Origin of the sequence: Nonomuraea sp. NPDC049269 (assembly GCF_043197155.1) — a bacterium.
GTDB lineage: Bacteria > Actinomycetota > Actinomycetes > Streptosporangiales > Streptosporangiaceae > Nonomuraea.
The window spans coordinates 48,718-71,556 of the sequence record NZ_JBICSO010000018.1 but is presented as its reverse complement, the minus strand read 5'-3'; the positions used below and the strand labels follow the sequence as shown (position 1 = coordinate 71,556).

Sequence of the window (22,839 nt, the reverse complement as noted above, 5' to 3'; positions counted from 1 at the left end):
GCTCGATGCCGACGTAGCCGAGGGCGGGGGACGAACGTGGACGAACGGATCGAGCGAGCCAGACTGCTGTACGAGCGCGCCATCTTCGACGGCGATGCCACGGCACTGGAGACGGCCGACCGGGAACTGGACGCCGCCGAGGCGGATCTCGCCCTGGCCCGCGGCCGGATCATCCATGGTCGATTCCTGGACGGGGAGAAAGAGGACCCGGCCGAACTGACCCTGTTCGAGCGCGCGGCGCGGCTCTACCAAGCGCTCGGCGACGTGCGCGGCGAGGGCGAATCGCTGTTCTGGATCGGCATCTTCCACCAGGTCGTCCGCCAGGACGACGACACCGCGGTCCCCGCACTCGAACGCTCCCGCGAACTCGCCGCCCAGGCGGGCGACAAGCTGACCATGTCGTACGCCCTCAGGCACCTGGGCATCGCCGAGCACGTCGCCGGCCGGCTGGGCCCGGCCCGCGAACGGCTGGAGGAGTCGGTACGCCTGCGCCGCGAACTCGGTTTCCTGCCCGGCGTCGCCGCGAACCTGATCGGCCTGGCCTACATCACCGCCGCCGAAGGCCGCCGTGACGAGGCACTGGAGGTGCTCGCCGAGGCGGGCGAGATCGCCGAGGCCACCGGCGCCCACGGCATCCTGCGCTCGGTCGAGGAGACGCACAAGACCCTTGGATAAAGCTACGTTCTACGTACTATGGCCTTCGGCAAGACAGGGGTTGCCTGAGCGACGCCCGCCAGCCGTACGGTCACCGCCAGGCCGCCTTCGGGCCTGGCCGCGGCCGTGACCGTGCCGCCGTGCGCGTCGACGATGGCCCGCACGATCGACAGCCCGAGCCCCGACCCCCTGGCCGACCGCACCCGATCGGCGTGCAGCCGGTGGAACGGCTCGAACAGGTCGTCCACCTCGTACGGCGAGACCGGCGGGCCGGTGTTCTCCACCACGATGACGGCGCCGTCACCGTCGGGGCGGACGGTCACCCACACCTCGCCGTCGCGGACGTTGTACTTGATCGCGTTCTCCAGCAGGTTGAACACGCAGCGCTCCAGGAACAGCGGGTCGCCCCCGGCGACGGCCGGACGCAGGTCCTCGTGCATGGTGACGTGCCGCTTCCCGGCCGCGAGCTCGATCTGCTCCAGCGCGATCCGGACGATCCGCGGTAGCTCCACGGGCTTGCGCGCGGTCAGCTCCTGCTCCGACTGCGCGAGCAGCAGCAGGCCCTCGATCAGCCGCTCGTAACGGGCGTTGGTGCCCAGCAACGCCCGAGCCAGCGCCTTGAGATCCGGAGAAGCCGCCGGCTCCTCCAGCGACACCTCCAGAATCGTCCGGTTGATCGCCAACGGCGTCCGCAACTCATGCGAGGCATTACCGATGAACCTGCGCTGCGCCTCGAACACCCGATGCAACCGATCCAACATCGCATCGAACGTATCGGCCAGCCGCTTCACCTCATCATGCGGACCCCGCAACCCGATCCGCTCATGCAACGTACTCTCCGACAACCGCCGCGCCGTCTCCGTCACCCGATCCAACGGCCGCAACGCCCGATCAGCCACCAGATAGCCGAGCACGAACGCGATGACCCCGATCAGGATCATGATGACGACCGAGGACCGCAGCATGTCACTCAGCACGGTGGCCGCCCCTTGTTCCACGTTGACCTGTACCTGCTGCATGGAGGGGCCGACGATGGGCGGATCCTTCGTGACGGCGATCGCGGAGCCGCCGAACCTCGTGACGAACTGCGTGTTCAGCGCCTTGGCGGTCAGCAGATAGGTGACCCAGAGCAGCATCGACCCGGCGACGAAGAACAGCCCGCCGTACAGCAGGGCGAGCCGCATCCGCAGCCCGAGCCGGTCCCACGGCCGCGCACGCGTCACAGCCGGTAGCCCTTGCCGGGCACGTTCTGGACCGCGAGCGGCGCGCCGAGCTTCCTGCGCAGCGAGGTGATCGTGACGCGCAGCACGCCGGTGCCGGTGTCGGCGTGCTCGTCCCAGACGCGCCTGCGCAGCTCGGCGGAGGTGACGAGGTCGCCGCCGGCCAGCAGCAACTGCTCCAGGACGTCGAACTCCTTGCGGTTCAGCGCGACCACCCGCTCGTCCCTGGTCACCGTACGGCGGCCGGGATCGAGCCGGATCCCGGCCCGTTCCAGCGCGGCCGGCGCGGCCCGGGAGGAGCGGCGGGCCAGCGTCCGGATCCTGGCCACCAGCTCGGCGAACGCGAACGGCTTGACCAGATAGTCGTCGGCGCCCAGCGACAGGCCGTCCACCCGGTCGCGGACCTGCCCGGCGGCGGTCAGCATGAGGATCCGGCTGGAGCTGGCCAGCTCGCCGCAGACGTCGTCGCCGTGCACCTCGGGCAGGTCGCGGTCGAGGACGACGACGTCGTAGTCGACGTACGAGGCCAGGTTCAGCGCCTCCTGCCCGTCGTAGGCCACGTCGACGGCCATCGCGTGCAGCCGCAGGCCGCGCGCGACCGCGTCGGCCAGCTCTTCCTCGTCTTCCACGACAAGCACTCGCATGTGGTCGAGCGTGGCGGGTCGGGTGTTAGCCGCGAGTAAGCGCCTTATCCGGGTTTAGCACGGCTGGGAGTGGAGTGGGCTCCGCATCCCGGGCGAGTGACCCGGGCGGCGAAGGAGCGGGTCATGAGAGTTCGACTGCTGCCTGCAGTACCTCTGCTGGTGTTGGCACTGGCGGCATGCGGGCAGAGCAAGGCCGCCGACGACGGGATCGCCAGCGCGGGCAAGGGTACGGCCACGCCCACCGCGTCGAGGTCGGTGTCGGAGACCGACCGGCAGGCGGCGCAGCTGAAGTTCGCCCAGTGCATGCGGGAGCACGGCGTCAACATGCCCGACCCCGGGGCCGACGGCAGCGTGATGCTCAGGCAGAAGAAGGGCGAGGACCCCAGCAAGATGAAGAAGGCGATGGAGGCGTGCCAGCCCCTGATGAAGGACGTGATCGGCGACAAGGTGAACCAGCCGATGGATCCGAAGCAACGGGACCAGATGGTGAAGTTCGCCCGCTGCATGCGGGAGCACGGCGTGGACATGCCGGACCCGGGGGCGAAAGGGGAGATCAAGATCAAGATGCGCGGCGGCGAGAAGAAGCTCCAGGAGGCGCAGGAAGCCTGCAAGAGCCTCGCTCCGGGCTTCGGTAGCTTCCGGGCCAAGCCGTGAGGCGGCCCCTGGTCGTCGCCGGCGCCGCCCTCCTCGCGGTCGCCGCCGCCTGGACGGCGCTGACCGTACTGAACCAGAGCGGCGGCACGGGCGCGGCGGCGCCGAGCAAGCCCCCGGTGCCCGCCACCGCGGAGATCACCAGGCAGGACCTGGTCGACACCAAGACCGTCAGCGGCGCGCTCACCTACTCCGGCGAGCGCGAGCTCGCGGCCGGCTCCGCGGGCACCGTGACGTGGGTGGCCGCGGAGGGCGCGGTGATCCGCCGGGGACGCCCGCTGATCAGGATCGACCGGAAACCGCTCGTCCTGATGTACGGCAAGCTGCCGCTCTACCGGACACTGCGTTCCGGCATGTCGGACGGCCCCGACGTCGAGCAACTGGAGCGCAACCTCAAGGCGCTCGGCTACGGCGACGACCTCACCGTGGACGACCACTTCAGCTACGCGACGCGGCTGGCCGTCAAGGAGTGGCAGGACGACGTGGGACTGTCCGAGACGGGAGAGGTGGACGCCGCGCAGGTGACGTTCCTGCCTTCGGCGGTACGGGTGACCGAGACGAAGGCCGCGGTCGGCGGCAAGGCCGGTCCCGGCCGGACGGTCCTCACGGTCAGCGAGCTGCGGCGGCTGGTGCACGTGGACCTCGACACCGGCGACCAGGCGATGGCCAGGAAGGGCGCCAAGGTGAGCGTGGAGTTGCCCGGCGGCGAGCAGGCGGCCGGGAAGATCAGCGAGGTCGGCACGGTGGCCAAGAGCCAGGAGGACAGCACCACCATCGACGTGGACATCACGCTGACCAAGCCCCCGAAGTCCAAGCTGGACCAGGCCCCGGTCGAGGTGGAGCTGGTCAGCGAGCGGCGTAAGAACGTGCTGAGCGTGCCGGTGGAGGCGCTGCTGGCGCTGCGCGAGGGCGGCTTCGGCGTCGAGGTGGTCGAGGGCGGCGCGACCCGCGTCGTGGAGGTGAAGGTCGGCGGCTTCGGCGGCAGCCGGGTCGAGATCAGCGGCGCGGGGCTGGCCGAGGGCATGAAGGTCGGGGTGCCCGCGACATGAGCGTTGTGGAGCTGCACGACGTGACCAAGGTCTACGAGGGCCACGTCGAGGCGCTGCGCGGAGTGGACCTGACGGTCGAGCGGGGTGAGCTGGTGGCCATCGTGGGGCCGTCGGGCTCCGGGAAATCCACCATGCTCCACATGATCGGCACCCTGGACCTGCCCACCAGCGGGACCGTGCGCGTCGCCGAGTACGACGTCGCCGAGCTCTCCGACCGGGAGCTGTCCGCGCTGCGGGCGCGGCATCTGGGGTTCGTGTTCCAGCAGTTCCATCTGGCTCCGGGGGTGAGCGCGCTGGACAACGTGGCCGACGGCCTGCTGTACAGCGGCATCGGGCTGCGGGCCAGACGCGAGCTGGCCGCCTCCGCCCTGGAACGGGTGGGCCTCGGCCACCGGCTGGGCCACCGGCCGAACCAGCTCTCAGGCGGCGAACAGCAGCGGGTGGCCGTGGCCCGAGCCGTCGCCGGTGACCCGCCGCTGCTGCTGGCCGATGAGCCGACCGGGAACCTGGACTCCGCCTCGGGGGCCGAGGTGCTGACGGTTCTGGGCGGGTTGCACGCGGCCGGTACGACGATCGCGATCATCACCCACGACGCGGAGATCGCCGCCTGGTGCCACCGCCAGGTCAGGCTCCGCGACGGCCGGATCGTCGCAGACCTCACACGGACCGCCGACCTCACGCGCAACGCCGACCCAGAGCGGGCCGCCGGTTTCGAGCAAGGAGCTCCAGAGTGACGCGTAACCGGCTGACACCCGCGCGTCTCGGCTTCGCCGACGTCCTGCGGGTCGGCGCGGCTGGGCTCAGCACCCGTCCGACAAGAGTGATCCTGTCGGCGCTCGGCATCGCCATCGGCATCGCGACGATGATCGCGGTGATCGGCATCTCGGCCTCCTCCCGCGAGCAACTGCTGCGTCAGCTCGACCGGCTCGGCACCAACCTGCTGACCGTCTCGGCCGGCCAGACCATGTTCGGCAAACCGGCCGAACTGCCCACCGGCGCGGTCGCCATGGTCGAGCGCATCGGCCCGGTCCGCACGGCCGGCGCCACCGGAGCCATCACCGCCACCGTGCGGCGCACCCGCTACATCCCCGAGGAGGTGACCGGCGGCATCGCCGTACAGGCGGCGACCACCGGCCTGCTTACCACACTGGAGGGCGGCCTGTCGAAGGGCACCTGGCTGAACGCCGCCACCGAGCGGCAACCCGTCGTCGTCCTGGGCGCCAAGGCCGCGGAGACGCTCGGCATCTCCAGGACCGGCGTGCGGGTGTGGATGGGCGGCCGGTGGTTCACCGTGGTCGGCATCCTGACCCCGATGCCGCTCGCCCCGGAGATCGAGCGGTCGGTGCTGGTCGGGTTCCCCGCCGGGGCGGAGCTGCTGGGCTTCGACGGCCACCCGTCGACGATCTACGAGCGGTCGGCGGAGGAGTCGGTGGAGGGCGTACGAGGGGTGCTCCCGCGTACGGTCAACCCGGAGAACCCGCAGGAGGTCAACGTCAGCAGGCCGTCCGACGCGCTGGCGGCCAGGGCGGCCGCCGCGGGCGCGTTCACCAACCTGCTGCTCGGCCTCGGCGCGGTCGCGCTGCTGGTCGGCGGCGTGGGCGTGGCGAACACCATGGTGATCTCGGTACTGGAACGACGCAGCGAGATCGGCCTGCGCCGCTCGCTCGGCGCGACGCGTGGGCAGGTGCGGGTGCAGTTCCTTTCGGAGTCGCTGCTGCTGTCCGCGCTGGGCGGGGTCGTCGGGGCGGTGCTGGGCGCGCTGGCCACCACCGGCTACGCGCTGTCACGCGGCTGGCCGGCCGTGGTGCCACCGTGGGCGCTCGGCGGCGCGATCGCCGCCACACTCGTCATCGGCACGATCGCCGGCCTCTACCCGGCCATGCGAGCCGCCCGCCTGTCCCCGACGGTCGCCCTGACGACCACCTGATGGTGGCGCTAGGCGTCGTCTGACGCGCGGGTCGCGCGGTCGAACGTCTCGACCAGTTCGTCCGCGCACAGCTCCGGATCCAGCCCGTCGACCAGCCGATCGGCCACGGCGTCGACCGCGGCCCGCAGCGTCGTGGCCATGATCGTCGAGTCGAACGACCGGAACGTCCCCGTACGCCGGCCATCATCGAAGAACGCCACCAACCGGGCGATCGCCGCGTCCCGCTCCTGGCCGCCGAGCGGGGCGGAGTTGGCGGCGATCTGCTGAACGGCCCGCACATGGTCGGGATGGGCGGCGATGAAGGCCACGTTCGACCGGATGTAGGCCTGGAGCAGGTCGCGGGCGCCGTCGGCGGCGTCGAGCGCGGGCCGCATGAAGGCGGCCGCGTCGTCCACGACCTTGCGGACCACGGCCGCCAGCAACTCGTCCTTGCTGGAGAAGTGGTAGGAGATGAGCCGCTTGCTGCTGAGCCCGGCATGCTCGCAGATGGCCTCGAAGGTCGTCGCGGCGTAACCGCGTCCGGCCAGCAGGGCGATCGTGGCCTGGGTGATCTGGGCCTTGCGTGCCTCAGTCGCCGCATGACGAGCTGTCTCCATGTCATCCGAGCTTGCCACGCTTCGGGTAGGCCTGCCGTACGGTCCGGCGGTTGACGAGCGTCGCGACGGCCACCAGCAGCACCCCGACCAGCCCCTGCTCGACCCGCATCCAGAGCGGGTAGCCGCTGGACGGGACGGCCACGATGAGCAGGATCCCGATGGGGGCGATGGTCGCGATGAAGCGGATGCGGACATAGGCGGCCCGCCTGCCCTTCTCGGCCTGGCCGGTCAGCGCGATGAGCCAGGCGGCAGCGGCGGCCACGGCCACGCCGCGTACCCACACCACCCAGTCCCCGCCGATGATGGCCGCCACCACCAGAGCCAGGACCGAGACGGCGAGCATGACGACGAAGAGCGTCCTGACATGAGTCCAGATTTTGTTATCCATGCGAGTAAATTTATCCGCACGGATAACTAGTTGGCAAGCAGTAATCGGCACGGCGCCGGCCGTACCGATCACTTGTTCGTCACATGTTGATCATGTGGCCGGCGAGGCCGTGGATAGCTTCCTTGACCGCTTCGCCGAGCGTGGGGTGGGCGTGCACGTTGCGCGCGACCTCGTGCACGGTGAGGTCCCACTGCTGGGCCAGCGTCAGCTCGGGCAGCAGCTCCGTCACCTCCGGGCCGATCAGGTGCGCGCCGAGCAGCTCACCGTACTTGTTGTCGCTGATGATCTTGACGAAGCCGTTCGCGTCGCCCAGGCCGTGCGCCTTGCCGTTCGCGGTGAACGGGAACTTGACCACCTTCACGTCATAGCCCAGGTCCCGGGCCTGCGCCTCGGTGTAGCCGAAGCTGGCCACCTGCGGCTGGCAGTACGTGGCCCGCGGGATCATCACGTAGTCGAGCTCCATGGTCTCCGCGTCGCCGATCGTCTCGGCCGCGATGATGCCCATGGACTCGGCGGCGTGCGCCAGCATCAGCTTGGCGGTGACGTCGCCGATGGCGAAGATGTGCGGCACGTTCGTCCGGCACCTGCCGTCGATCGCGATCGCGCCCCGGTCGGTGAGTGCCACGCCGGTCTTCTCCAGGCCGTAGCCGTCGACGCGCGGTGCGAAGCCGATGGCCTGCAGCACCTTGTCGGCCTCCAGCACCTGCTGCTGCCCGTCGCGGGTGACGGTCACCTTGACCGAGGCGCCGGTGTCCTCGATGCCGTCGACGCGGGTGGAGGTGAGCACCTCGATGCCGAGCCGCTTGTAGCGCTTGGCCAGCTCGGCCGAGACCTCCGCGTCCTCCAGCGGGACCATGCGGTCGAGGAACTCCACGATCGTCACCTTGACGCCGTAGTTGTGCAGGACGTACGCGAACTCCACCCCGATCGCGCCCGCGCCCGCGATGATGATGCTGCCGGGAAGCTGATCGGTCATGATCTGCTCCTCGTACGTCACCACCCGCTCCGACAGCGACGTGCCCGGGATCAGCCTGGTGCTGGCCCCGGTGGCGATGATGCAGGTGGCGAAGGTGATCGTCTCGTCGTTCACCTGGATCGTGTTGGCGTCGAGGAACGTGCCGCGGCCGTCGTACTCCGTGATGGCGTTCTTCTTCATCAGGTAGTGGACGCCCTTGACCCGCCCGTCGGCCACCTTGCGGCTGCGCTGGAAGGCGGCGCCGTAGTCGAAGCTGACCTCGCCGCTGATGCCGAAGGTCTTGGCCTCGTTGTGGAAAATGTGCGCGAGCTCGGCGTTGCGCAGCAGTGCCTTGGACGGGATACAGCCCACGTTCAGGCAGACGCCACCCCAGTACTTCTCCTCGATGACCGCTGCGCGCAGCCCGAGCTGGGCGGCGCGGACCGCGGCCGTGTACCCTCCGGGACCCGCGCCGAGAACGACGACGTCATAGTGAGTGCTCATGAGTCAGACCGTACCGTCCACCTAGCGCTACCCCTGAACCTCGCCCCCGTGCCAATGACCCGGCCGATCGCGCTCGGTTGGATCTAGGCATGACCGAATTCCCCGGACGGTGGGCCGAAGGCGTCAGCCTCGTGATCGCGCCGGTCCTCATGCTGGCGGGCGTGCTGCTGCGCCTGCCGTACGACGCCTTCTTCCCGCGCCAGCTCGCGGCCTTCGCCGGGGACCCGGCGCTGATGACCGCCTCCTACAGCTGTTTCGCCGCGGGCAACGTGCTGCTCTGGCCCGGCGTGCTCGGCCTCGTGCGGCGCTCGCCCGGCTCGCGGTGGGTGCTGTGGGGCGGGGTGATGGTGATGCTGGGCCTGTTCGAGCGGGCCTTCCACGCCGGGGTCAGCCATCTGGCGTTCCAGCTGGTCTCCGTGCAGGGCCTTCCGGCCGCGCAGCGGGCGGTGGCGGACTCCTATGGCGCCTTCCACGTCTTCGCCTCGCTCAGCGTGGCGCTGTTCTTCGGCTGGATCGTGCTCGCCGTCGGCCTGTGGCGGGCCGGCACGCTGGATCTCGTACGGGCGGTCGCCCTCGGCCTCATGTCCGCGCTGCCGATCGGCGTGCTCAAGGGCACCGGCGTGATGTCGATCGTGGCCACCGCGGGCCTGTGCGTCGCGCTCGTGCCCTTCGGCGTCAAGGTGCTGCGCGACGGCCCCGCGCCGAAGTGGTGGGCGTTCCCCCTGGCTCTCGCCATCGGCGCGGGCGCGGTGGTGCTCGGCACCCTCGGTTAGACCTCCACCTTGTACGGCAGCGCCAGCTCGTCCGCCGGGACCCCGCGGATGCCCCAGTTGACCTTGGGCATCTCGATGATCGTGATCTCCACGTCCTCGGCGGCGAGCCCCGACCTCTCGTAGATCGTCCGGATCAACGCCCGCTTGGCGTCGTCGCTGCGACCGGTGAAGCAGACCACCTCGATGATCAGGTAGTCCGGGCCGCGCTGCGGGCACACGAAGTCCTCGGCGTCGAGCAGCAGGAACCGGTGGAAGCGCTTGTCCTCCGGCAGCCCCCACGCGCTCACCACGCAGGAGTGCAGGAGATCCGAGAGCTCCCGCTGCCGCCCGGCCCACACGTCCCGCCGACCATAGATCTTGAGCTGCGCCATGCCGGTCAATATAGGGGGTCACCGTGATTGGTAGCCTGACCCCTGATGTATCGCCTCGTGTTCACGCAGGTCTTGCGACGTTTCGACGCCGAGGCCGTGCACCATCTGACTGTCAGGGCCCTCGCGCTGCTCTCGGCGCTGCCCCTGCTCAAGCGGCTGCTCTATCGAGCGCTCGCGCCGCACGACCCGGTTCTGCGCGTCAGCGCGTTCGGCGTGCACTTCCCCGGACCGCTCGGCCTGGCCGCCGGGTTCGACAAGGACGCCGCCTGCGCCGAGGGCGTCGCCGCCCTGGGCTTCGGCCATGTCGAGGTCGGCACCATCACCGCGCACGCCCAGCCGGGCAACCCCCGGCCCCGGCTGTTCAGGCTGGTGCCGGGACGGGCCGTCATCAACCGGATGGGCTTCAACAACGCCGGGGCGGTCGCCGCGTCGCGCCGCCTGCGCCGCCCCAGAGGGCTGCCGGTCGTGGTCGGGGTCAACATCGGCAAGACCAAGGTGGTGCCCGAGTCCGGAGCCGTCGCCGACTACGTGGCCAGTGCCAAGGAGCTGGCGTCGCTGGCCGACTACCTCGTGGTCAACGTGAGCTCGCCCAACACCCCCGGACTGCGCGACCTGCAGGCCGTGTCGCTGCTGCGCCCGCTGCTCGCCTCGGTCAAGGAGGTCGCCGACGGCACGCCGCGCCGTACCCCGCTGCTGGTGAAGATCGCCCCCGACCTCGCGGACGAGGACATCGACGCGGTCGCCGACCTGGCGCTGGAGCTGGGGCTCGACGGGATCATCGCGACCAACACCACGATCCGGCATGGCGGCCAGACCGGCGGGCTGTCGGGGCGCCCGCTGAAGGCGCGCTCCCTGCAGGTGCTGCGCCGGCTGCGGGCCCGCGTCGGCGACCGGCTCACGCTGGTCTCCGTGGGTGGCGTGGAGGACGTCGACGACGTGTGGGAACGCCTGCTCGCCGGGGCCACGCTGGTCCAGGGCTACACCGGGTGGATCTACGGCGGGCCGTTCTGGGCCGCGCGCATCCACCGGCAGCTCGCGCGCCGCGTCCGCCGCCACGGCCTCACCTCGATCTCGGAAGCGATCGGTCGTACGGCCTGAGACAGCCGACGATCGGTCGTACGGCCTGGAACGGGTGGACGGCCTGGAGTTCACGGCAGGCCGAAGAACGAGCCAACTGGGACGGCACGCGTTCCCGGCGTTGCTAGGGTTCCCGGATGCTCGATGATCTGCACGCCACACCCGCGCGCCTGTGCCGGGACTACCTCGAACTGGCCGATCGCCACGCACCGGGTCTGATCGAGGGGCTGTACCTGCAGGGGTCGATCGCGCTGGGCGACTACCGGCCGCGGGTGAGCGACGTCGACTTCGTCGCGGTGACCGGCCGGCCGCCCGATCCCGCCGCGCTCCGTACGATCCACGCCGAGCTGAAGACCCGTGGGGCCAAGCCGCACTTCGACGGCCTCTATGTCACCTGGGACGACCTGCGCAAAGACCCGGCGCAGGCGCCCGAGGGGCCGTCGGTGCACGAATGGCGGCTGACCGAGTCCGGAAGGTTCGAGCGCGGCCTGGTCACCTGGCACGTGCTGGCCCAGGGTGGCGTGGCCGTGAGAGGGCCGTCGGCGGCCCAGCTCGGCATCCACACCGACTGGGACACCCTGGCCAGGCAGACCAGGAAGAACCTGGCGACGTACTGGACCAGGTGGGTACAGCACAGCGCCCGGCCGGCCTCCCGGGCGGGCGTGGCCGCGCTGAGCGAGTACCAGACCGCGTGGGGGGCGCTCGGCGTCACCCGCCTGCGCCAGACGCTAGCGGTGGGCGAGGTGACGTCGAAGACCGCCGCCGGCGAATACGCGCTGGAGGTGTTCGACGCGCGCTGGCACCCGATCGTGCGCGAGGCGCTGCGGATCAGGCTGGGCGGGCCCGCGCTCTACCGCAATCCGTTCCGTCGCCGGGCCGATCTGCTGGCCTTCATGACCATGGTGCTGGAGATGTGACGGACGGTCACACGCTGGGTCTGGTCGACTCCGCGTCGTGGGTCATCGAGTCGACCCGCTTCATCACCTCGGCCGCGCGTACCGTGGCGGGCCGGTGGGGTCTGCGCCGTTGCCACGGCTTGGGCCCGTCCAGCGGCCGGTACTCCACCCCGATCGCGTCGAGCCGGCCGAGATGCTCCTCCAGGCGGGCGGGGAAGTCGGCCCCCGCCGAGCCGGACCACGCCACCTCCGCCAGGGCGCACGCCCGCGGCCACGCCCGGTAGTCGAGCGTGCGAGGGTCGGGGATGCGCTCGGTCCAGAGCTGGGCCTGGGCCCCGACGACCCGCGACCGCTCTTCGCCGGACCAGTCGTCCGGGGCGGGGGAGAAGGCCGCGACGTCGGCGACGGTGATCGCGTCACCGATCGCCATGGGCTCGTCGGCCGACGCCGACTCCGCGTAGTCGAAGTACAGCGGGAAAACCGGCGTCGCGATCACGTCGTGGCCCGCCGCGGCGGCCCGCCGGCCGACGCCCATGCCGCGCCACGGCATCACCAGCGTGTCGTGCCGCAGCTCGCCGCTGACGAACGCCTCGTCCCACACGACCGCCCGCGCGCCGCGGTCCGCGAGCACGTCGGCGAGCCGGCGCAGGAACCACGCCTGCAACTCACCCATGGACGACAGACCCAGCGAGTCGCGGTAGGCGATGATCTCGGGGGAGGCGGCCCAGTGGTCGAGCACCACCTCGTCGCCGCCGATGTGCACGTAGGGAGTCTCGCCGATGGCGCCGATCAGCTCGTCGAAGATCGTGGTCAGGAACTCGACCGTGGGCGGCATGGGGGACAGGATGGCCGGGGTGATGCCCCACCGCTCCAGCACCTGGTAGTCGTCGTCGGAGGAGCCGAACTCCGGATAGGCGGCCAGGATCGCCTGGGCGTGCCCCGGCACGTCGATCTCCGGCACGACGACGACCGCACGGGCCCGCGCGTAGGCGGCGATCTCCGTCAGGTCGTCGAGCGAGTAGTAGCCGCCGTGCGGGATCTCGTCGTAGGCGTCGGGCTCGCGGTAGTGGTTGGTCGCCGTACGCGAGCGGTGCGAGGCCACCTCGTGCAGCCGCGGGTACGCCCTGCTCTCCACCCGCCAGCCCTGGTCGTCGACCAGGTGCAGGTGGAGCCGGTTCAGCTTGTGCATCCCCATCAGGTCGATCAGGCGGAGCACCTCACGCTTGGGGAAGAAGTGCCTGGCCACGTCGAGGTGCAGGCCACGCCAGGAGAAGCGGGGAGCGTCCTCGATCCGCACCCCGGGAACGATCCACGCCGCCTCGGCCGAGAAGCGGTAGGAAGCGGGCGGCAGCAACTGGTGCAGCGACTGCCCCGCGTAGAAGGCGCCCGCCCGGTCACCCGCCGTGATCTCCACCCCGCGCGACCCCACGACCAGCCGGTACGCCTCCGGGCCGAGGGCTGGGTCGTGCCGCAGATCGACGGCTCCCGCGTCGCCCGGTCGCAGGTCGAGCACCGGCAGCGCCAGCCGTACGGCGTCGACCAGGTCCTCGGGCCCCGAGACGGCCGCGCCCGAGGTCAGCTCGTAGGAACCGGAGAGATTGCTCAGCAGATTGGGGCGAGGAATCATGCTTTGAGATAGTGCTGCAAACCGTCGGCCAGCGCCACCGCGATGCGCTGCCTGAACGCGGAATTCTGGAACTTGGCCGCCTCGCCCGCGTTACGCATGTTGCCGCACTCGATGAAGATCTTCGGCACCGTCGACAGGTTGAGGCCGCCGAGGTCGTCGCGGAAGTCGAGGGCGTTGCTGCCGATGTAGGTCGAGTAGGGCAGCCCGGTCTCCTTCTTGTACGCGTCACGCACGGCCAGGCCCAGCTTGCGCGAGTCGGCCACGACGGGGTCGACCGGGCCGTTGATCTTCTTCGGCATGATGACGTGGAAACCGTGGTTGGCGGCCGCGGCGCCGTCGCCGTGCACGGAGATCGCGGCGTCGGCCTTGGCCTTGTTACCGATCGCGGCCCGTTCGGTGATGCACGGCCCGACACTGCTGTTGTCGGCCCTGGTCAGCTTCACCGTGGCGCCACGGGCCTTGAGGATCTTGACCATGCGGTTGGAGACGTCCCAGGTGAAGGCGGCCTCGGTGTAGTGGCTGTTGGTCTCGGTCCCCGTCGTGTCGCACGGCTTCCATTTGGTCAGCACGTTGACCTTGCGGTTGACGGCCTTCGGATCGCGGTAGTTGCCGCCGTTGTGCCCCGGGTCGATGACGATGGTCTTGCCCTCCAGCGGCCGGGCCGCGGCCTGCGGCTTGGCGCGGGCCTGGGGCTTGGTACGAGCCTGAGTCGGGGCGGGGGCCAGGGTCGTCGCGTCCGCTTGGGCGGCCTGACCTGCCGCGGCGCCACCGCTGCCGGTGCTGCCGCACGCGGTGGCGATCAGGCCGCAGACAGCGAGGAGTGACGCAGGAAGAGCACGCATGCGTTCCAACTTACGTCAAGAGCGGTCCTCGCCAGACGCTTATGTCCAGAGCGGTCCCCGCCGGAGGCTCACCTCAGGGGCGGGCGTCACCAGACGTGTTCGCCCACCTCCTGCCGTTCGAGCAGCGCGGCCAGCTCCCGTGCGTCCTCGGCGTCGAGACCGAGAACGACGCGGGGACGGCCCCATGGGTGGTCGAGGGAGTGGGCGACGTAGCTGGCCACGGACTCCGCGCCGACGTCGGTACCCCTGTCCCTGCCCGCGCGCCACTGCGCCCAGGCGCGTTCGAGCTCGGTCGCCGCGCGCTGGGCGCAGGACACCAGTTCCGGATCACGCATGGCTGTCCCCCCGGATCAGATCGTGTCGCTTGACCTGACGAGTAAACCTCCGTGCGGCGCCGCCACCGCACGGGTTGACCCAGCTTTGGCCCTCTCTAAACGCGACCCGTGCTCCCTCGGCCCTCCCTAGGCGGGTCCGGTGCTTCGCCGGACGATCAGTTCGGGGGTCACCTGGCGCAGCCGGGCGACTTTCGCTGGGTCTCCGATCCGGTCGCTGAGCAGGGCCGCCGCGGACCGGCCCATGGTGCGGCGCGGTTGGTCGACGGAGGTGAGATTGATGTGGTGCGAGGCGGCCAGGTGGGTGTTGTCGTAACCGACCACCGACAGGTCGTCCGGCACCTTCAGGCCCAGTTCCGCCGCGGCCGACAGGACGCCGAGCGCCACCACGTCGTTGGCGGCGAAGATCGCCGTGGGCCTGGGTTCGCGGCTGAGCAGGGCGAGGGCGGCCTGCCGGCCGTCCTCCTCGGTCGACTCCGCGGCCTCGACCATGATGTAAGGCGCCAGCGAGTGCCTGCGCATCGCCACGAGATAACCCTCGCAGCGGGATGAACGCGGACCCTCGATGTGCGCGATCCGCTTGTGGCCGTGGTCGACCAGGTGGTCGATGGCCAGACGGGCGCCGAGCTGGTCGTCGTCGACGACGATGTCGACGCCCTCAAGCTCGATGTCACGTTCCCCTACGACGACCGTGGGCGTGTAGGAGGTCGCCTCGATCAGCGTCTCGCTGGTCGGCGCGATGCCGAGCAGCACCAGCCCGTCGACCCTGAGCTCCAGGAAGGCCTCCACGGCCTCGTCCTCGAACGCGGGGTCCCACTGGCTGTTGCCGATCAGCATGCGCAGTCCGTCGCCGTGCAGGCTCTCCTGCAGACCGTCGAGGAACTCGGCATAGAACGGGTTGTGCAGGTCGGCGACGAGCGCGCCGACGAGGTGGGTACGGCCTTCGACGAGGCTCCGCGCGACCGCGTTGGGCCGGTAGCCGAGCTCGCGGGCCGCCTGCAGTACAGCTTGCCGCCGGTGCTCGCTCACGTGCGGGGATCCGCGCAGTACGAGTGAGACCAGCGATTTCGAGACGCCGGCTCGCTCGGCGACGTTGCGGATGGTGGGTCTTGGCCGAGGCACCGCGTCTACCTCACGGAGCTCGGCGATAGTTGAAGTGTTGACGGGTGGTCCTGACATGTGTCTCCCCCGCGATGCGAAGTTGGGCACCTGTCTGACCAAACGATCGAGTTCGCCACAGGGTACGGCTTCAGGTTAGGGAAGGCTGATATTGACCGGTTGGCTACATGTCCGCTATTAGGCAGGGGGTCGGATACTGTGCAGTTGTGACACTCGGGAAGTCAGCCGAAGCGGCCCGACCGGCTCGGCGCAGGCTCAGCGTGGATCGCCGTCGCGAGGAGCTCATGGCCGCGGCACTCGAGCTCTTCAGCACACGCGACGCGGAAGACGTCTCGATCGACGACGTGGCCTCGGCCGCCGGCGCTTCGCGAGCACTGGTCTACCACTACTTCGGTGGCAAGCAGGAGCTGTACGTGGCGGCGCTGAAGAGCGCGGCCGAGCAACTGGAGTCACGGCTGCGCCCGCAGGGCGGCGGCAGGCCGCTGGACGAACTCGCCTCGGGGCTGCGGCGCTACTTCGACTTCGTCGAGGAGCACGCGGCCGGCTTCGCGGCGCTGCTGCGCGGCGGTCCCGCCAACCGGGCGGGAGAGATCGGGGAGATCGTCGACGGAGTGCGGCAACGCCTCTTCCGGCTGATCCAGCGGCAGATGCGGGTCGAGCGGCCGAGTCCGGTGCTGCGTACGACGCTGAGATCGTGGATCGCGTCGGTGGAGACCGCGGGCCTGGACTGGCTGGAGCACCGCGACATCGAACGCGCGACGCTGGAGAAGATGCTCGTCGATCACATGGTGGCGCTACTCAGAGTAGCCGCCGGCTATGACGCGGAGGTCGACGGATTGCTGGATCTACTGACCAGGGAACAGCTCGCCTAGGGAAGGATGGCGCCGGGCGGGCGGCGCCAGCTTCCCACTACGACATGACGTCGTCACCTGGGTGGACCGGGCTGTCCAGCACGGCCCACCATTCAACCCCCCTGAGGTTCGTGACGACCCCGGCACTACTCCGAACGCTGCTGCGGAATGCCCGCCAGCAGTGCCCGGACCTCGGTCTCCCGGTAACGCCGGTGACCGCCGAGGGTACGAATCGACGTCAACTTGCCTGCCTTCGCCCACCGGGTAACGGTCTTGGGGTCGACCCTGAACATGGTCGCGACCTCAGCGGGCGTGAGCAGCGGCTCGGCCTCGGGTGTACGAGCTGACATTTGTGCGGCCTCTCCTCCGTGTGGACCGGCTCAGCGATCCTGTGACTCCCTTTGCGCGTGTCACGGATGTCCCCCTATAGCCCAGAGCGTGCGGCTTTTCTGAGCCATATGCGGCATCACCCGAAGTGACCATACCGCCACGCAGAGCGATTTGCGAGCCCTTCTTTGACCCAACTGCCCGCTCACATGGCGATGTCACGCTCGGTGATTCTAGCGACACGTTTCGTGGTATCGCAGTGAAAACGGCAAACTACTCAGTTCGCAGAAGAGAGCAGCCGCGAGTCATGACCTACTTATGCAGGTCAGACGGTTGTATTGGGGCTCAGTTGGCAGATTCCAGAAGTTGCATTGACTTCCAGCGCAGGATCACCCTCTGATACATGGCGTAGGCAAGCTCTTCTTGACCCGTGTCCAGCCCCGTGAGGGCCGCGGAGAGCTCCGCGACGGACTGATCCGCTTGCAGAGCGTCATCATCCATAAGGCGTACCAACCCGCCGTAATCGAGCTCGACCAGCGAGTGCGGATGGAACTCCTCAAGCCACCTGGCCACGTCCTCCACGTCGAGGTTGGCCGACACCTCGCCCAGGTGCCTGCGCAGCACCTGCAACGCCCGCGCGGAACGCCTCCTGGCCTGGGCCATGGAGGTGACGTAGATGAGGTTGCGTCCCGTCGTGGTGGTCACGTCCTGTCCCGGGGTCGAGGAGCCGAGCACCAGCCAGCGCTCGTTCCCGTCAAAGGGCACGAACCACGCGGGTGGCACGTGCCAGGCCGTGGTGCGGATGTGGGTCCGGAGCGCGGAGGAGCCACCCGTGCGCTTGTACCTGTCGAAGTCGTCGACGGTCTGCTCGGCGATCGCCTTCGGGACAAACCGGTCCATGAGCTTCACAGGAGTGCTGCCACGCAGCCTTGAGAACGCCAGCCACGAGCGCAACCGCGTCTGCCACGGACAGACATAGAGCCGGTCCTCAACGCGCCGCAGATAGGCGTTGGGGCTCTCCTGCGCGGGTGCCGGGTGGGGCGGCATGCCGAGCAGGCGCCTGACGGCCTCGTCGTGCTCGGCGTTGAGCGCGGTGGCCCGGCGGGGGCGGTCGCGCGATTCGGCGTACTCGGCCCAGACCTTGCGCTCGGACTCGGCGAACGCGGTCAGCGGCTCGTAGACCCGGAGGTAAGCGGCATAGGGCAGCACGGAGGCATCGTGTCATGAAGACAACCTGCTCGCACCGTCGCGGCTATTACGCTGAGAAGCGATATCCGTCGCGACGGAGCGACGGAGTGTAACGGACAGGGAGTCACTACCGTGACCGATGTCTTCGGTTCGTCCCACAAGGACGTCCATGAGCAGGTCGTATTCTGCGCGGACGAGCAGAGCGGCCTGCGCGCCATCATCGCCATCCACAACACCGCACTCGGGCCGGCCCTGGGAGGCACCAGGTTCTACCCCTACCCGGACGAGCAGGGGGCCCTGGCCGATGTGCTCAACCTGGCCAAGGGCATGGCCTACAAGAACGCGCTGGCCGGTCTCGACCTCGGCGGCGGCAAGGCCGTCATCATCGGTGACCCGGGCCGGGACAAGAGCGAGGCGCTGCTGCGTGCCTACGGCCGCTTCATCGAGTCGCTCGGCGGGCGCTACATCACCGCCTGTGACGTGGGCACGTGCAGCGAGGACATGGACGTCATCGCAAGGGAGTCGCGCTCCGTGGTCGGCCGCACGCTCGCCCACGGCGGCGCCGGCGACTCCTCGATCCTCACGGCGTTCGGCGTCTTCCAGGGCATGCGGGCCTCGGCCGAGCGCGTGTACGGCACGCCGTCGCTGCTCGGCAGGCGGGTCGGCGTCGAGGGCGTCGGCAAGGTCGGCCACCGGCTGGTGGGCCTGTTGCGCGAGGACGGGGCCGAAGTGGTCGTCTGCGACGTCGACCCCAAGGCGGTCGAGCGCGTACGGCAGCGCCACCCCGAGGTGGACGTCGTGGCCGACGCGGCGGCGCTCACCACGGCCGACATCGACGTGTTCGCCCCGTGCGCGCTGGGCGGGGCGCTCGACGACCAGGTCTCGGCCACGCTCCGGGCCAGGATCGTCTGTGGCGCGGCCAACAACCAGCTCGCCCATCCCGGGGTCGAGAAGCAGCTAGCGGAGCGCGGCATCCTCTACGCGCCCGACTACGTGGTCAACTCGGGCGGCGTGATCCAGGTCGCGGACGAGCTCGAGGGCTTCAACATGGAGCGTGCCAGGGCCAAGGCGACCCAGATCTATGACACGACTCTGAAGATCTTCGCGATCGCGACCGAGGAGGGCGTACCTCCGGCGGTCGCAGCAGATAGGCTGGCCGAGCGCAGAATGTCGGAAGTCGGGCGTATTAGGGGCATTTGGCTGGGCCACTGATGCCCCACGCCCATACGACGTACCGAGCTGGGCACAAAACAGGTACGGTAATAGGCGAACGATAGGCTGACGCCCAAAGTCAGGCGGCGTCAGTGTGTGGTGCGTTAGCGACGAGGGGTCGGGGACGACCCCACACGAGGGGGTCGAGCCAATGGGGCGCGGCCGAGCAAAGGCCAAGCAGGTCAAGGTTGCTCGCCAGCTGAAGTACAACAGCGGTGGCACGGATCTTGATCGTCTTCGCGATGAACTCGGGGTCGGAGACTCCAGCGACAATGACGACGCCGACGACCTCAGCGATGAGCTGGCGGATCGCTATGCCGATTACGCCGATGACTACAGCAACAACGACGACGATCGTTCGTCTGGGCGTTCGTAGTCGTTCTTCTGGTTGAGCGAAGTCCACCCCACGGCACCCACCCGTGGGGTGAATTTTCTTTTTGTGGGTTACGGCACGGCCAACCTGGCCGCCACCCGCCGTCCAGGGCTGGGGGCCTCCAGGAATACGGCCGCTGAGCCCGCACATGGCCGGGCGCCGTAACAAGACGGTGCGACCATCTGGGTGGTGAATTGGCGGCAGGTGTCGCTAGGGCAACCCCTGCCACCCGTGTCAGCGGTAGCTGGCCTTGCCGGTGCCTTCGGTGATTTCGCCCAGGACCCAGGCTTCCAGGCCGCGGTCGGTCAGGAGGCGTAGGGCCTCGTCCGCAGACTCTTGCGCCACGATGGCGGCCATGCCGATGCCCAGGTTGAAGGTCTTGTCCATGTCCTTCTGCTCGATGTTGCCGTGGCCGGACAGGACCGAGAAGATCGGTGGTGGGGTCCACGACGAGCGGTCGAGGGTGGCGTCCAGGTGGTCGGGGAGTGAGCGGGACAGATTGCTCTCGATGCCGCCGCCCGTGATGTGGGCGTAGGCGTGCACGTCCACCGCGCGGGCCAGCTCCAGGCAGTCGAGCGAGTAGATCCGGGTGGGCTCCAGCAGCTCGGCGCCCAGTGGCCTGGCCAGCTCGGGGAGGTCGGCGTCGAGCGACAGTGACGACTCGCGCAGCACGTGGCGGACCAGCGAATAACCGTTGGAGTGCACTCCCGACGACGCCAGGCCGAGCACCGCGTCGCCGGCCCGCACGCGGGAGGCGCCGAGCATCGCCGACGCCTCCACGACGCCGGTGCCCGCGCCGGCCAGGTCGTATTCGTCGGGCCCCATGGCTCCCGGGTGTTCGGCGGTCTCGCCGCCGAGCAGGGCCGCCCCGGCCAGCCGGCAGCCCTCGGCGACGCCGCCCACGATCTCGGCGATTCGCTCGGGCACCACCTTGCCGCAGGCGATGTAGTCGGTCATGAACAGCGGCTCGGCGCCGCACACCACCAGGTCGTCGAGGACCATGGCGACGAGGTCGATGCCGATCGTGTCGTGCTTGCCGTATCGCTGGGCGAGCATGACCTTGGTGCCCACGCCGTCGGTCGAGGTGGCCAGCAGCGGGCGCTGGTAGCGCAGCAGGGCCGAGGCGTCGAACAGGCCGGCGAAGCCGCTGGCGTCGTCGACCACCTCGGGCCGGCGCGAGCGGGCCACCTTCGCCTTCATCAGCGAGACGGCGCGCTCGCCCGCCTCGATGTCGACTCCGGCGGCCTCGTACGTCGTCACGCCTTGCTCTCCAACACGAACTTGCCCACGTTGTCCTGGTCGATGGGGATGGGATAGGAACCGTCGAAGCAGGCCCGGCACAGGCGTTCGGCGGGGATGGTGGTGGCCTTGGTCAGGCCCTCCAGCGAGATGTAGCCCAGCGAGTCGGCGCCGAGCGAGGCGCGGATCTCCTCGACGGTGAGCGAGCCCGCGATGAGCTCGGCCCTGGTGGCGAAGTCGATGCCGTAGAAGCACGGCCAGGCCACGGGCGGCGAGGAGATGCGTACGTGCACCTCTTTGGCGCCGGCCTCGCGCAGCATCCTGACGATCGCGCGCTGGGTGTTGCCCCGGACGATGGAGTCGTCCACGACGACGAGGCGCTTGCCCTCGACGACCTCGCGCAGCGGGTTGAGCTTGAGCCTGATGCCGAGCTGACGGATGGTCTGCGAGGGCTGGATGAAGGTGCGGCCGACGTAGGAGTTCTTCACCAGGCCCTGGCCGTAGGGGATGCCGCTCTCCTGCGCGTAGCCGACGGCGGCGGGCGTGCCGGACTCGGGCGTCGGGATGACCAGGTCGGCCTCGACAGGGTGCTCGCGGGCCAGCTCGCGGCCGACCTCGACCCTGGTGACCTGGATGCCGCGCCCGGCGATGGTGGTGTCGGGGCGGGCCAGGTAGACGTACTCGAACAGGCAGCCCTTCGGCTCGGCCAGCGCGAACCGGCGCGACCTGACGCCGCGCTCGTCGATGGTGAGCATTTCGCCCGGCTCGATCTCGCGGGTGAAGGTGGCGCCCACGATGTCGAGTGCGGCCGTCTCGGAGGCCACCACCCAGCCCCGCTCAAGACGGCCCAGGACCAGCGGGCGGATGCCCTGTGGGTCGCGGGCCGCGTAGAGGGTCTTCTCGTTCATGAACACCAGCGAGTAGGCGCCCTTGACCTGGGGCAGCAGATCGGCCGCCGCGTCCTCGATGGACCGGTCGTCCTGGGCGAGCAGCGTGGTGAGCACGTCGGTGTCGGTGGTCGCCCTGGTCGTCCCGGGCTCCAGCCGCAGGGCCAGCTCCGGGGTGTTGATCAGGTTGCCGTTGTGGGCGAGCGCGAGGCCGCCGACGTCGGTGGAGCTCAGCGTGGGCTGCGCGTTCTCCCACACACTGGAGCCGGTCGTGGAGTAGCGGCAGTGGCCGATGGCCAGGTGCCCTCTGAGGGTGCCGAGCACCGACTCGTCGAAGACCTGGGAGACCAGACCCATGTCCTTGTAGACGAGGATGCGGCTGCCCTCGCTGACCGCGATGCCCGCGGACTCCTGTCCGCGGTGTTGCAACGCGTACAGTCCGTAGTAGGTGAGTTTGGAGACTTCCTCGCCTGGCGCCCAGACTCCGAAGACGCCACAGGCGTCCTGCGGAGCACGGTCTTGGGGGTCCAGGTCATGGCCGAGCCGGCCGTCGCCTTTCAGCACGTGCTTCAGTCTAGGTCGGCCGCTCCCCTGCTCGCGCACCCGGGGGCCAGATCAGCGGGCATGCGCCGACCGGCCGGCGTTGGATCCGCCGCGCTCCGCGAGGCGGTTTCGCTGGGAGTGAAAGGGCCGTTAGGTCATGGCACGCAGCAGGCGAGCGAACACGTCGCGCTCCTCCGCGTCGAACGCGCCCAGCAGTTCTTCGTCCATCCGGGCCCAGATCTGTTCCACGGGCTCGCGGACGGCCTTGCCCGCGTCGGTCAGCCAGACGCGGCTCACCCGCGGCCGGTCGGGGTCGGGTGCGCGGTGCAGGAAGCCGGCCCGTTCCAGGCGCTGGACGGTCTTGGTGACGGTCGGCGGCTCGACGCCCAGCTTGCCGATGAGCTCGCTCTGGGTGCGGCCGTCCTGCTGCCATAACTGGTTGAGCAGCAGTTCCTGGCCGCTGTGCAGGCCCAGGGGGACCAGGGCCGCCGCCATCCGGTGGCGTTTCGCCTTCATGACCATGATCAGCGCGTAGGTCAGGGTCTCTTCCAGCATGCCCTCATCCTGCCGCCGCCTGCCGGTTTGGCGCATGGT

Annotated in this window: 26 protein-coding genes; 11 read left to right on the top strand and 15 right to left on the bottom strand. The window is 69.6% G+C overall.

The genetic code is table 11. From position 1 onward, the window contains the following. Positions 1 to 36: 36 nt before the first annotated feature. Positions 37 to 675 (top strand): hypothetical protein, encoded by a 639-nt coding sequence (locus ACGFNP_RS59870; RefSeq protein WP_393333955.1) that lies wholly within the window; start codon positions 37 to 39, stop codon positions 673 to 675. A 2-nt stretch (positions 676 to 677) separates the two neighbouring features. Here the strand turns inward: ACGFNP_RS59870 and ACGFNP_RS59865 are convergent, their stop codons facing one another. Further along, positions 678 to 1,877 (bottom strand): sensor histidine kinase, encoded by a 1,200-nt coding sequence (locus ACGFNP_RS59865; protein ID WP_393333952.1) that lies wholly within the window; start codon positions 1,875 to 1,877, stop codon positions 678 to 680. Then, positions 1,874 to 2,518 (bottom strand): response regulator transcription factor, encoded by a 645-nt coding sequence (locus ACGFNP_RS59860; RefSeq protein ID WP_393333949.1) that lies wholly within the window; start codon positions 2,516 to 2,518, stop codon positions 1,874 to 1,876. Before ACGFNP_RS59860 ends, ACGFNP_RS59865 begins: the two co-directional genes overlap by 4 nt. 123 nt (positions 2,519 to 2,641) lie before the next feature. On the opposite strand from ACGFNP_RS59860, the gene ACGFNP_RS59855 reads away from it, so the two are divergent. The 4 genes from ACGFNP_RS59855 to ACGFNP_RS59840 are packed head-to-tail and all read left to right on the top strand — an operon-like array spanning position 2,642 to position 6,145. Continuing rightward, positions 2,642 to 3,172: a hypothetical protein gene (locus tag ACGFNP_RS59855; RefSeq protein WP_393333946.1), complete on the top strand. Its 531-nt coding sequence runs from the start codon at positions 2,642 to 2,644 to the stop codon at positions 3,170 to 3,172. Further along, positions 3,169 to 4,218: an efflux RND transporter periplasmic adaptor subunit gene (locus ACGFNP_RS59850; protein ID WP_393333943.1), complete on the top strand. Its 1,050-nt coding sequence runs from the start codon at positions 3,169 to 3,171 to the stop codon at positions 4,216 to 4,218. Before ACGFNP_RS59855 ends, ACGFNP_RS59850 begins: the two co-directional genes overlap by 4 nt. Then, a complete protein-coding gene (locus ACGFNP_RS59845; RefSeq protein ID WP_358319393.1) occupies positions 4,215 to 4,952 on the top strand; it encodes an ABC transporter ATP-binding protein in 738 nt (245 codons plus the stop codon). The genes ACGFNP_RS59850 and ACGFNP_RS59845 overlap by 4 nt, the downstream gene beginning before the upstream one ends. After that, a complete protein-coding gene (locus ACGFNP_RS59840) occupies positions 4,949 to 6,145 on the top strand; it encodes an ABC transporter permease (RefSeq protein ID WP_393333939.1) in 1,197 nt (398 codons plus the stop codon). The genes ACGFNP_RS59845 and ACGFNP_RS59840 overlap by 4 nt, the downstream gene beginning before the upstream one ends. 8 nt (positions 6,146 to 6,153) lie before the next feature. Here ACGFNP_RS59840 and ACGFNP_RS59835 read toward each other — a convergent pair whose 3' ends face one another. From ACGFNP_RS59835 to lpdA, 3 genes are all read right to left on the bottom strand, one after another. Further along, entirely contained in the window at positions 6,154 to 6,741 is a 588-nt protein-coding gene (locus ACGFNP_RS59835; protein WP_393333936.1) for a TetR/AcrR family transcriptional regulator, read from the bottom strand. Position 6,742: 1 nt separating this feature from the next. Continuing rightward, on the bottom strand, positions 6,743 to 7,129 hold the full coding sequence (locus tag ACGFNP_RS59830) for a hypothetical protein (RefSeq protein WP_358319384.1): 387 nt from the start codon (positions 7,127 to 7,129) through the stop codon (positions 6,743 to 6,745). Between the two features lie 79 nt (positions 7,130 to 7,208). Further along, positions 7,209 to 8,588, bottom strand: a complete 1,380-nt coding sequence (gene lpdA, locus ACGFNP_RS59825; RefSeq protein WP_358319381.1) for a dihydrolipoyl dehydrogenase — start codon at positions 8,586 to 8,588, stop codon at positions 7,209 to 7,211. A gap of 89 nt (positions 8,589 to 8,677) precedes the next feature. Here lpdA and ACGFNP_RS59820 point away from each other — a divergent pair, with 89 nt between their 5' ends. Further along, positions 8,678 to 9,361: a hypothetical protein gene (locus ACGFNP_RS59820; protein ID WP_358319378.1), complete on the top strand. Its 684-nt coding sequence runs from the start codon at positions 8,678 to 8,680 to the stop codon at positions 9,359 to 9,361. Here ACGFNP_RS59820 and ACGFNP_RS59815 read toward each other — a convergent pair. Then, positions 9,358 to 9,732, bottom strand: coding sequence for a tautomerase family protein (locus ACGFNP_RS59815; RefSeq protein ID WP_358319375.1), 375 nt, complete (start codon positions 9,730 to 9,732; stop codon positions 9,358 to 9,360). The two genes, ACGFNP_RS59820 and ACGFNP_RS59815, sit on opposite strands and share 4 nt — an antisense overlap. A 45-nt stretch (positions 9,733 to 9,777) precedes the next feature. Here ACGFNP_RS59815 and ACGFNP_RS59810 point away from each other — a divergent pair, with 45 nt between their 5' ends. Together ACGFNP_RS59810 and ACGFNP_RS59805 are read left to right on the top strand one after the other, a co-directional pair. Next, entirely contained in the window at positions 9,778 to 10,830 is a 1,053-nt protein-coding gene (locus tag ACGFNP_RS59810) for a quinone-dependent dihydroorotate dehydrogenase (protein WP_358319372.1), read from the top strand. A gap of 116 nt (positions 10,831 to 10,946) precedes the next feature. Next, on the top strand, positions 10,947 to 11,726 hold the full coding sequence (locus ACGFNP_RS59805; RefSeq protein ID WP_393333930.1) for an aminoglycoside adenylyltransferase domain-containing protein: 780 nt from the start codon (positions 10,947 to 10,949) through the stop codon (positions 11,724 to 11,726). A 7-nt stretch (positions 11,727 to 11,733) separates the two neighbouring features. On the opposite strand, the gene ACGFNP_RS59800 is transcribed toward ACGFNP_RS59805, so the two are convergent. The 4 genes from ACGFNP_RS59800 to ACGFNP_RS59785 form a co-directional block, all read right to left on the bottom strand. Then, entirely contained in the window at positions 11,734 to 13,332 is a 1,599-nt protein-coding gene (locus tag ACGFNP_RS59800; RefSeq protein WP_393333928.1) for a beta-N-acetylhexosaminidase, read from the bottom strand. Continuing rightward, positions 13,329 to 14,174: an N-acetylmuramoyl-L-alanine amidase gene (locus ACGFNP_RS59795; protein ID WP_393333925.1), complete on the bottom strand. Its 846-nt coding sequence runs from the start codon at positions 14,172 to 14,174 to the stop codon at positions 13,329 to 13,331. The genes ACGFNP_RS59800 and ACGFNP_RS59795 overlap by 4 nt, the downstream gene beginning before the upstream one ends. An 86-nt stretch (positions 14,175 to 14,260) precedes the next feature. Beyond that, complete coding sequence (locus ACGFNP_RS59790; RefSeq protein WP_219532555.1) at positions 14,261 to 14,509, bottom strand: hypothetical protein; 249 nt, start codon at positions 14,507 to 14,509, stop codon at positions 14,261 to 14,263. A gap of 126 nt (positions 14,510 to 14,635) precedes the next feature. After that, positions 14,636 to 15,685, bottom strand: a complete 1,050-nt coding sequence (locus ACGFNP_RS59785) for a LacI family DNA-binding transcriptional regulator (protein ID WP_358319360.1) — start codon at positions 15,683 to 15,685, stop codon at positions 14,636 to 14,638. 224 nt (positions 15,686 to 15,909) lie between these two features. On the opposite strand from ACGFNP_RS59785, the gene ACGFNP_RS59780 reads away from it, so the two are divergent. Continuing rightward, on the top strand, positions 15,910 to 16,497 hold the full coding sequence (locus tag ACGFNP_RS59780) for a TetR/AcrR family transcriptional regulator (protein ID WP_219532557.1): 588 nt from the start codon (positions 15,910 to 15,912) through the stop codon (positions 16,495 to 16,497). A gap of 125 nt (positions 16,498 to 16,622) precedes the next feature. On the opposite strand, the gene bldC is transcribed toward ACGFNP_RS59780, so the two are convergent. Both bldC and ACGFNP_RS59770 read right to left on the bottom strand, forming a co-directional pair. Continuing rightward, positions 16,623 to 16,826 (bottom strand): developmental transcriptional regulator BldC, encoded by a 204-nt coding sequence (bldC, locus tag ACGFNP_RS59775; RefSeq protein ID WP_013133571.1) that lies wholly within the window; start codon positions 16,824 to 16,826, stop codon positions 16,623 to 16,625. A 322-nt stretch (positions 16,827 to 17,148) separates the two neighbouring features. Next, the gene (locus ACGFNP_RS59770; protein WP_358319357.1) at positions 17,149 to 18,012 is read right to left on the bottom strand and encodes a hypothetical protein; all 864 of its coding nucleotides are present in this window, start codon (positions 18,010 to 18,012) and stop codon (positions 17,149 to 17,151) included. Positions 18,013 to 18,123: 111 nt separating this feature from the next. Here ACGFNP_RS59770 and ACGFNP_RS59765 point away from each other — a divergent pair, with 111 nt between their 5' ends. Beyond that, positions 18,124 to 19,203, top strand: coding sequence for a Leu/Phe/Val dehydrogenase (locus tag ACGFNP_RS59765; protein WP_393333919.1), 1,080 nt, complete (start codon positions 18,124 to 18,126; stop codon positions 19,201 to 19,203). A 151-nt stretch (positions 19,204 to 19,354) separates the two neighbouring features. Continuing rightward, the gene (locus ACGFNP_RS59760; RefSeq protein ID WP_214643532.1) at positions 19,355 to 19,579 is read left to right on the top strand and encodes a DUF3073 domain-containing protein; all 225 of its coding nucleotides are present in this window, start codon (positions 19,355 to 19,357) and stop codon (positions 19,577 to 19,579) included. Positions 19,580 to 19,810: 231 nt separating this feature from the next. Here ACGFNP_RS59760 and purM read toward each other — a convergent pair whose 3' ends face one another. From purM to ACGFNP_RS59745, 3 genes are all read right to left on the bottom strand, one after another. Then, positions 19,811 to 20,836 (bottom strand): phosphoribosylformylglycinamidine cyclo-ligase, encoded by a 1,026-nt coding sequence (gene purM / locus ACGFNP_RS59755; protein WP_358319352.1) that lies wholly within the window; start codon positions 20,834 to 20,836, stop codon positions 19,811 to 19,813. Continuing rightward, entirely contained in the window at positions 20,833 to 22,266 is a 1,434-nt protein-coding gene (gene purF / locus ACGFNP_RS59750; protein WP_358319350.1) for an amidophosphoribosyltransferase, read from the bottom strand. The genes purM and purF overlap by 4 nt, the downstream gene beginning before the upstream one ends. Before the next feature lie 129 nt (positions 22,267 to 22,395). Continuing rightward, on the bottom strand, positions 22,396 to 22,800 hold the full coding sequence (locus tag ACGFNP_RS59745) for a MarR family transcriptional regulator (RefSeq protein WP_358319347.1): 405 nt from the start codon (positions 22,798 to 22,800) through the stop codon (positions 22,396 to 22,398). Positions 22,801 to 22,839: the final 39 nt, after the last annotated feature.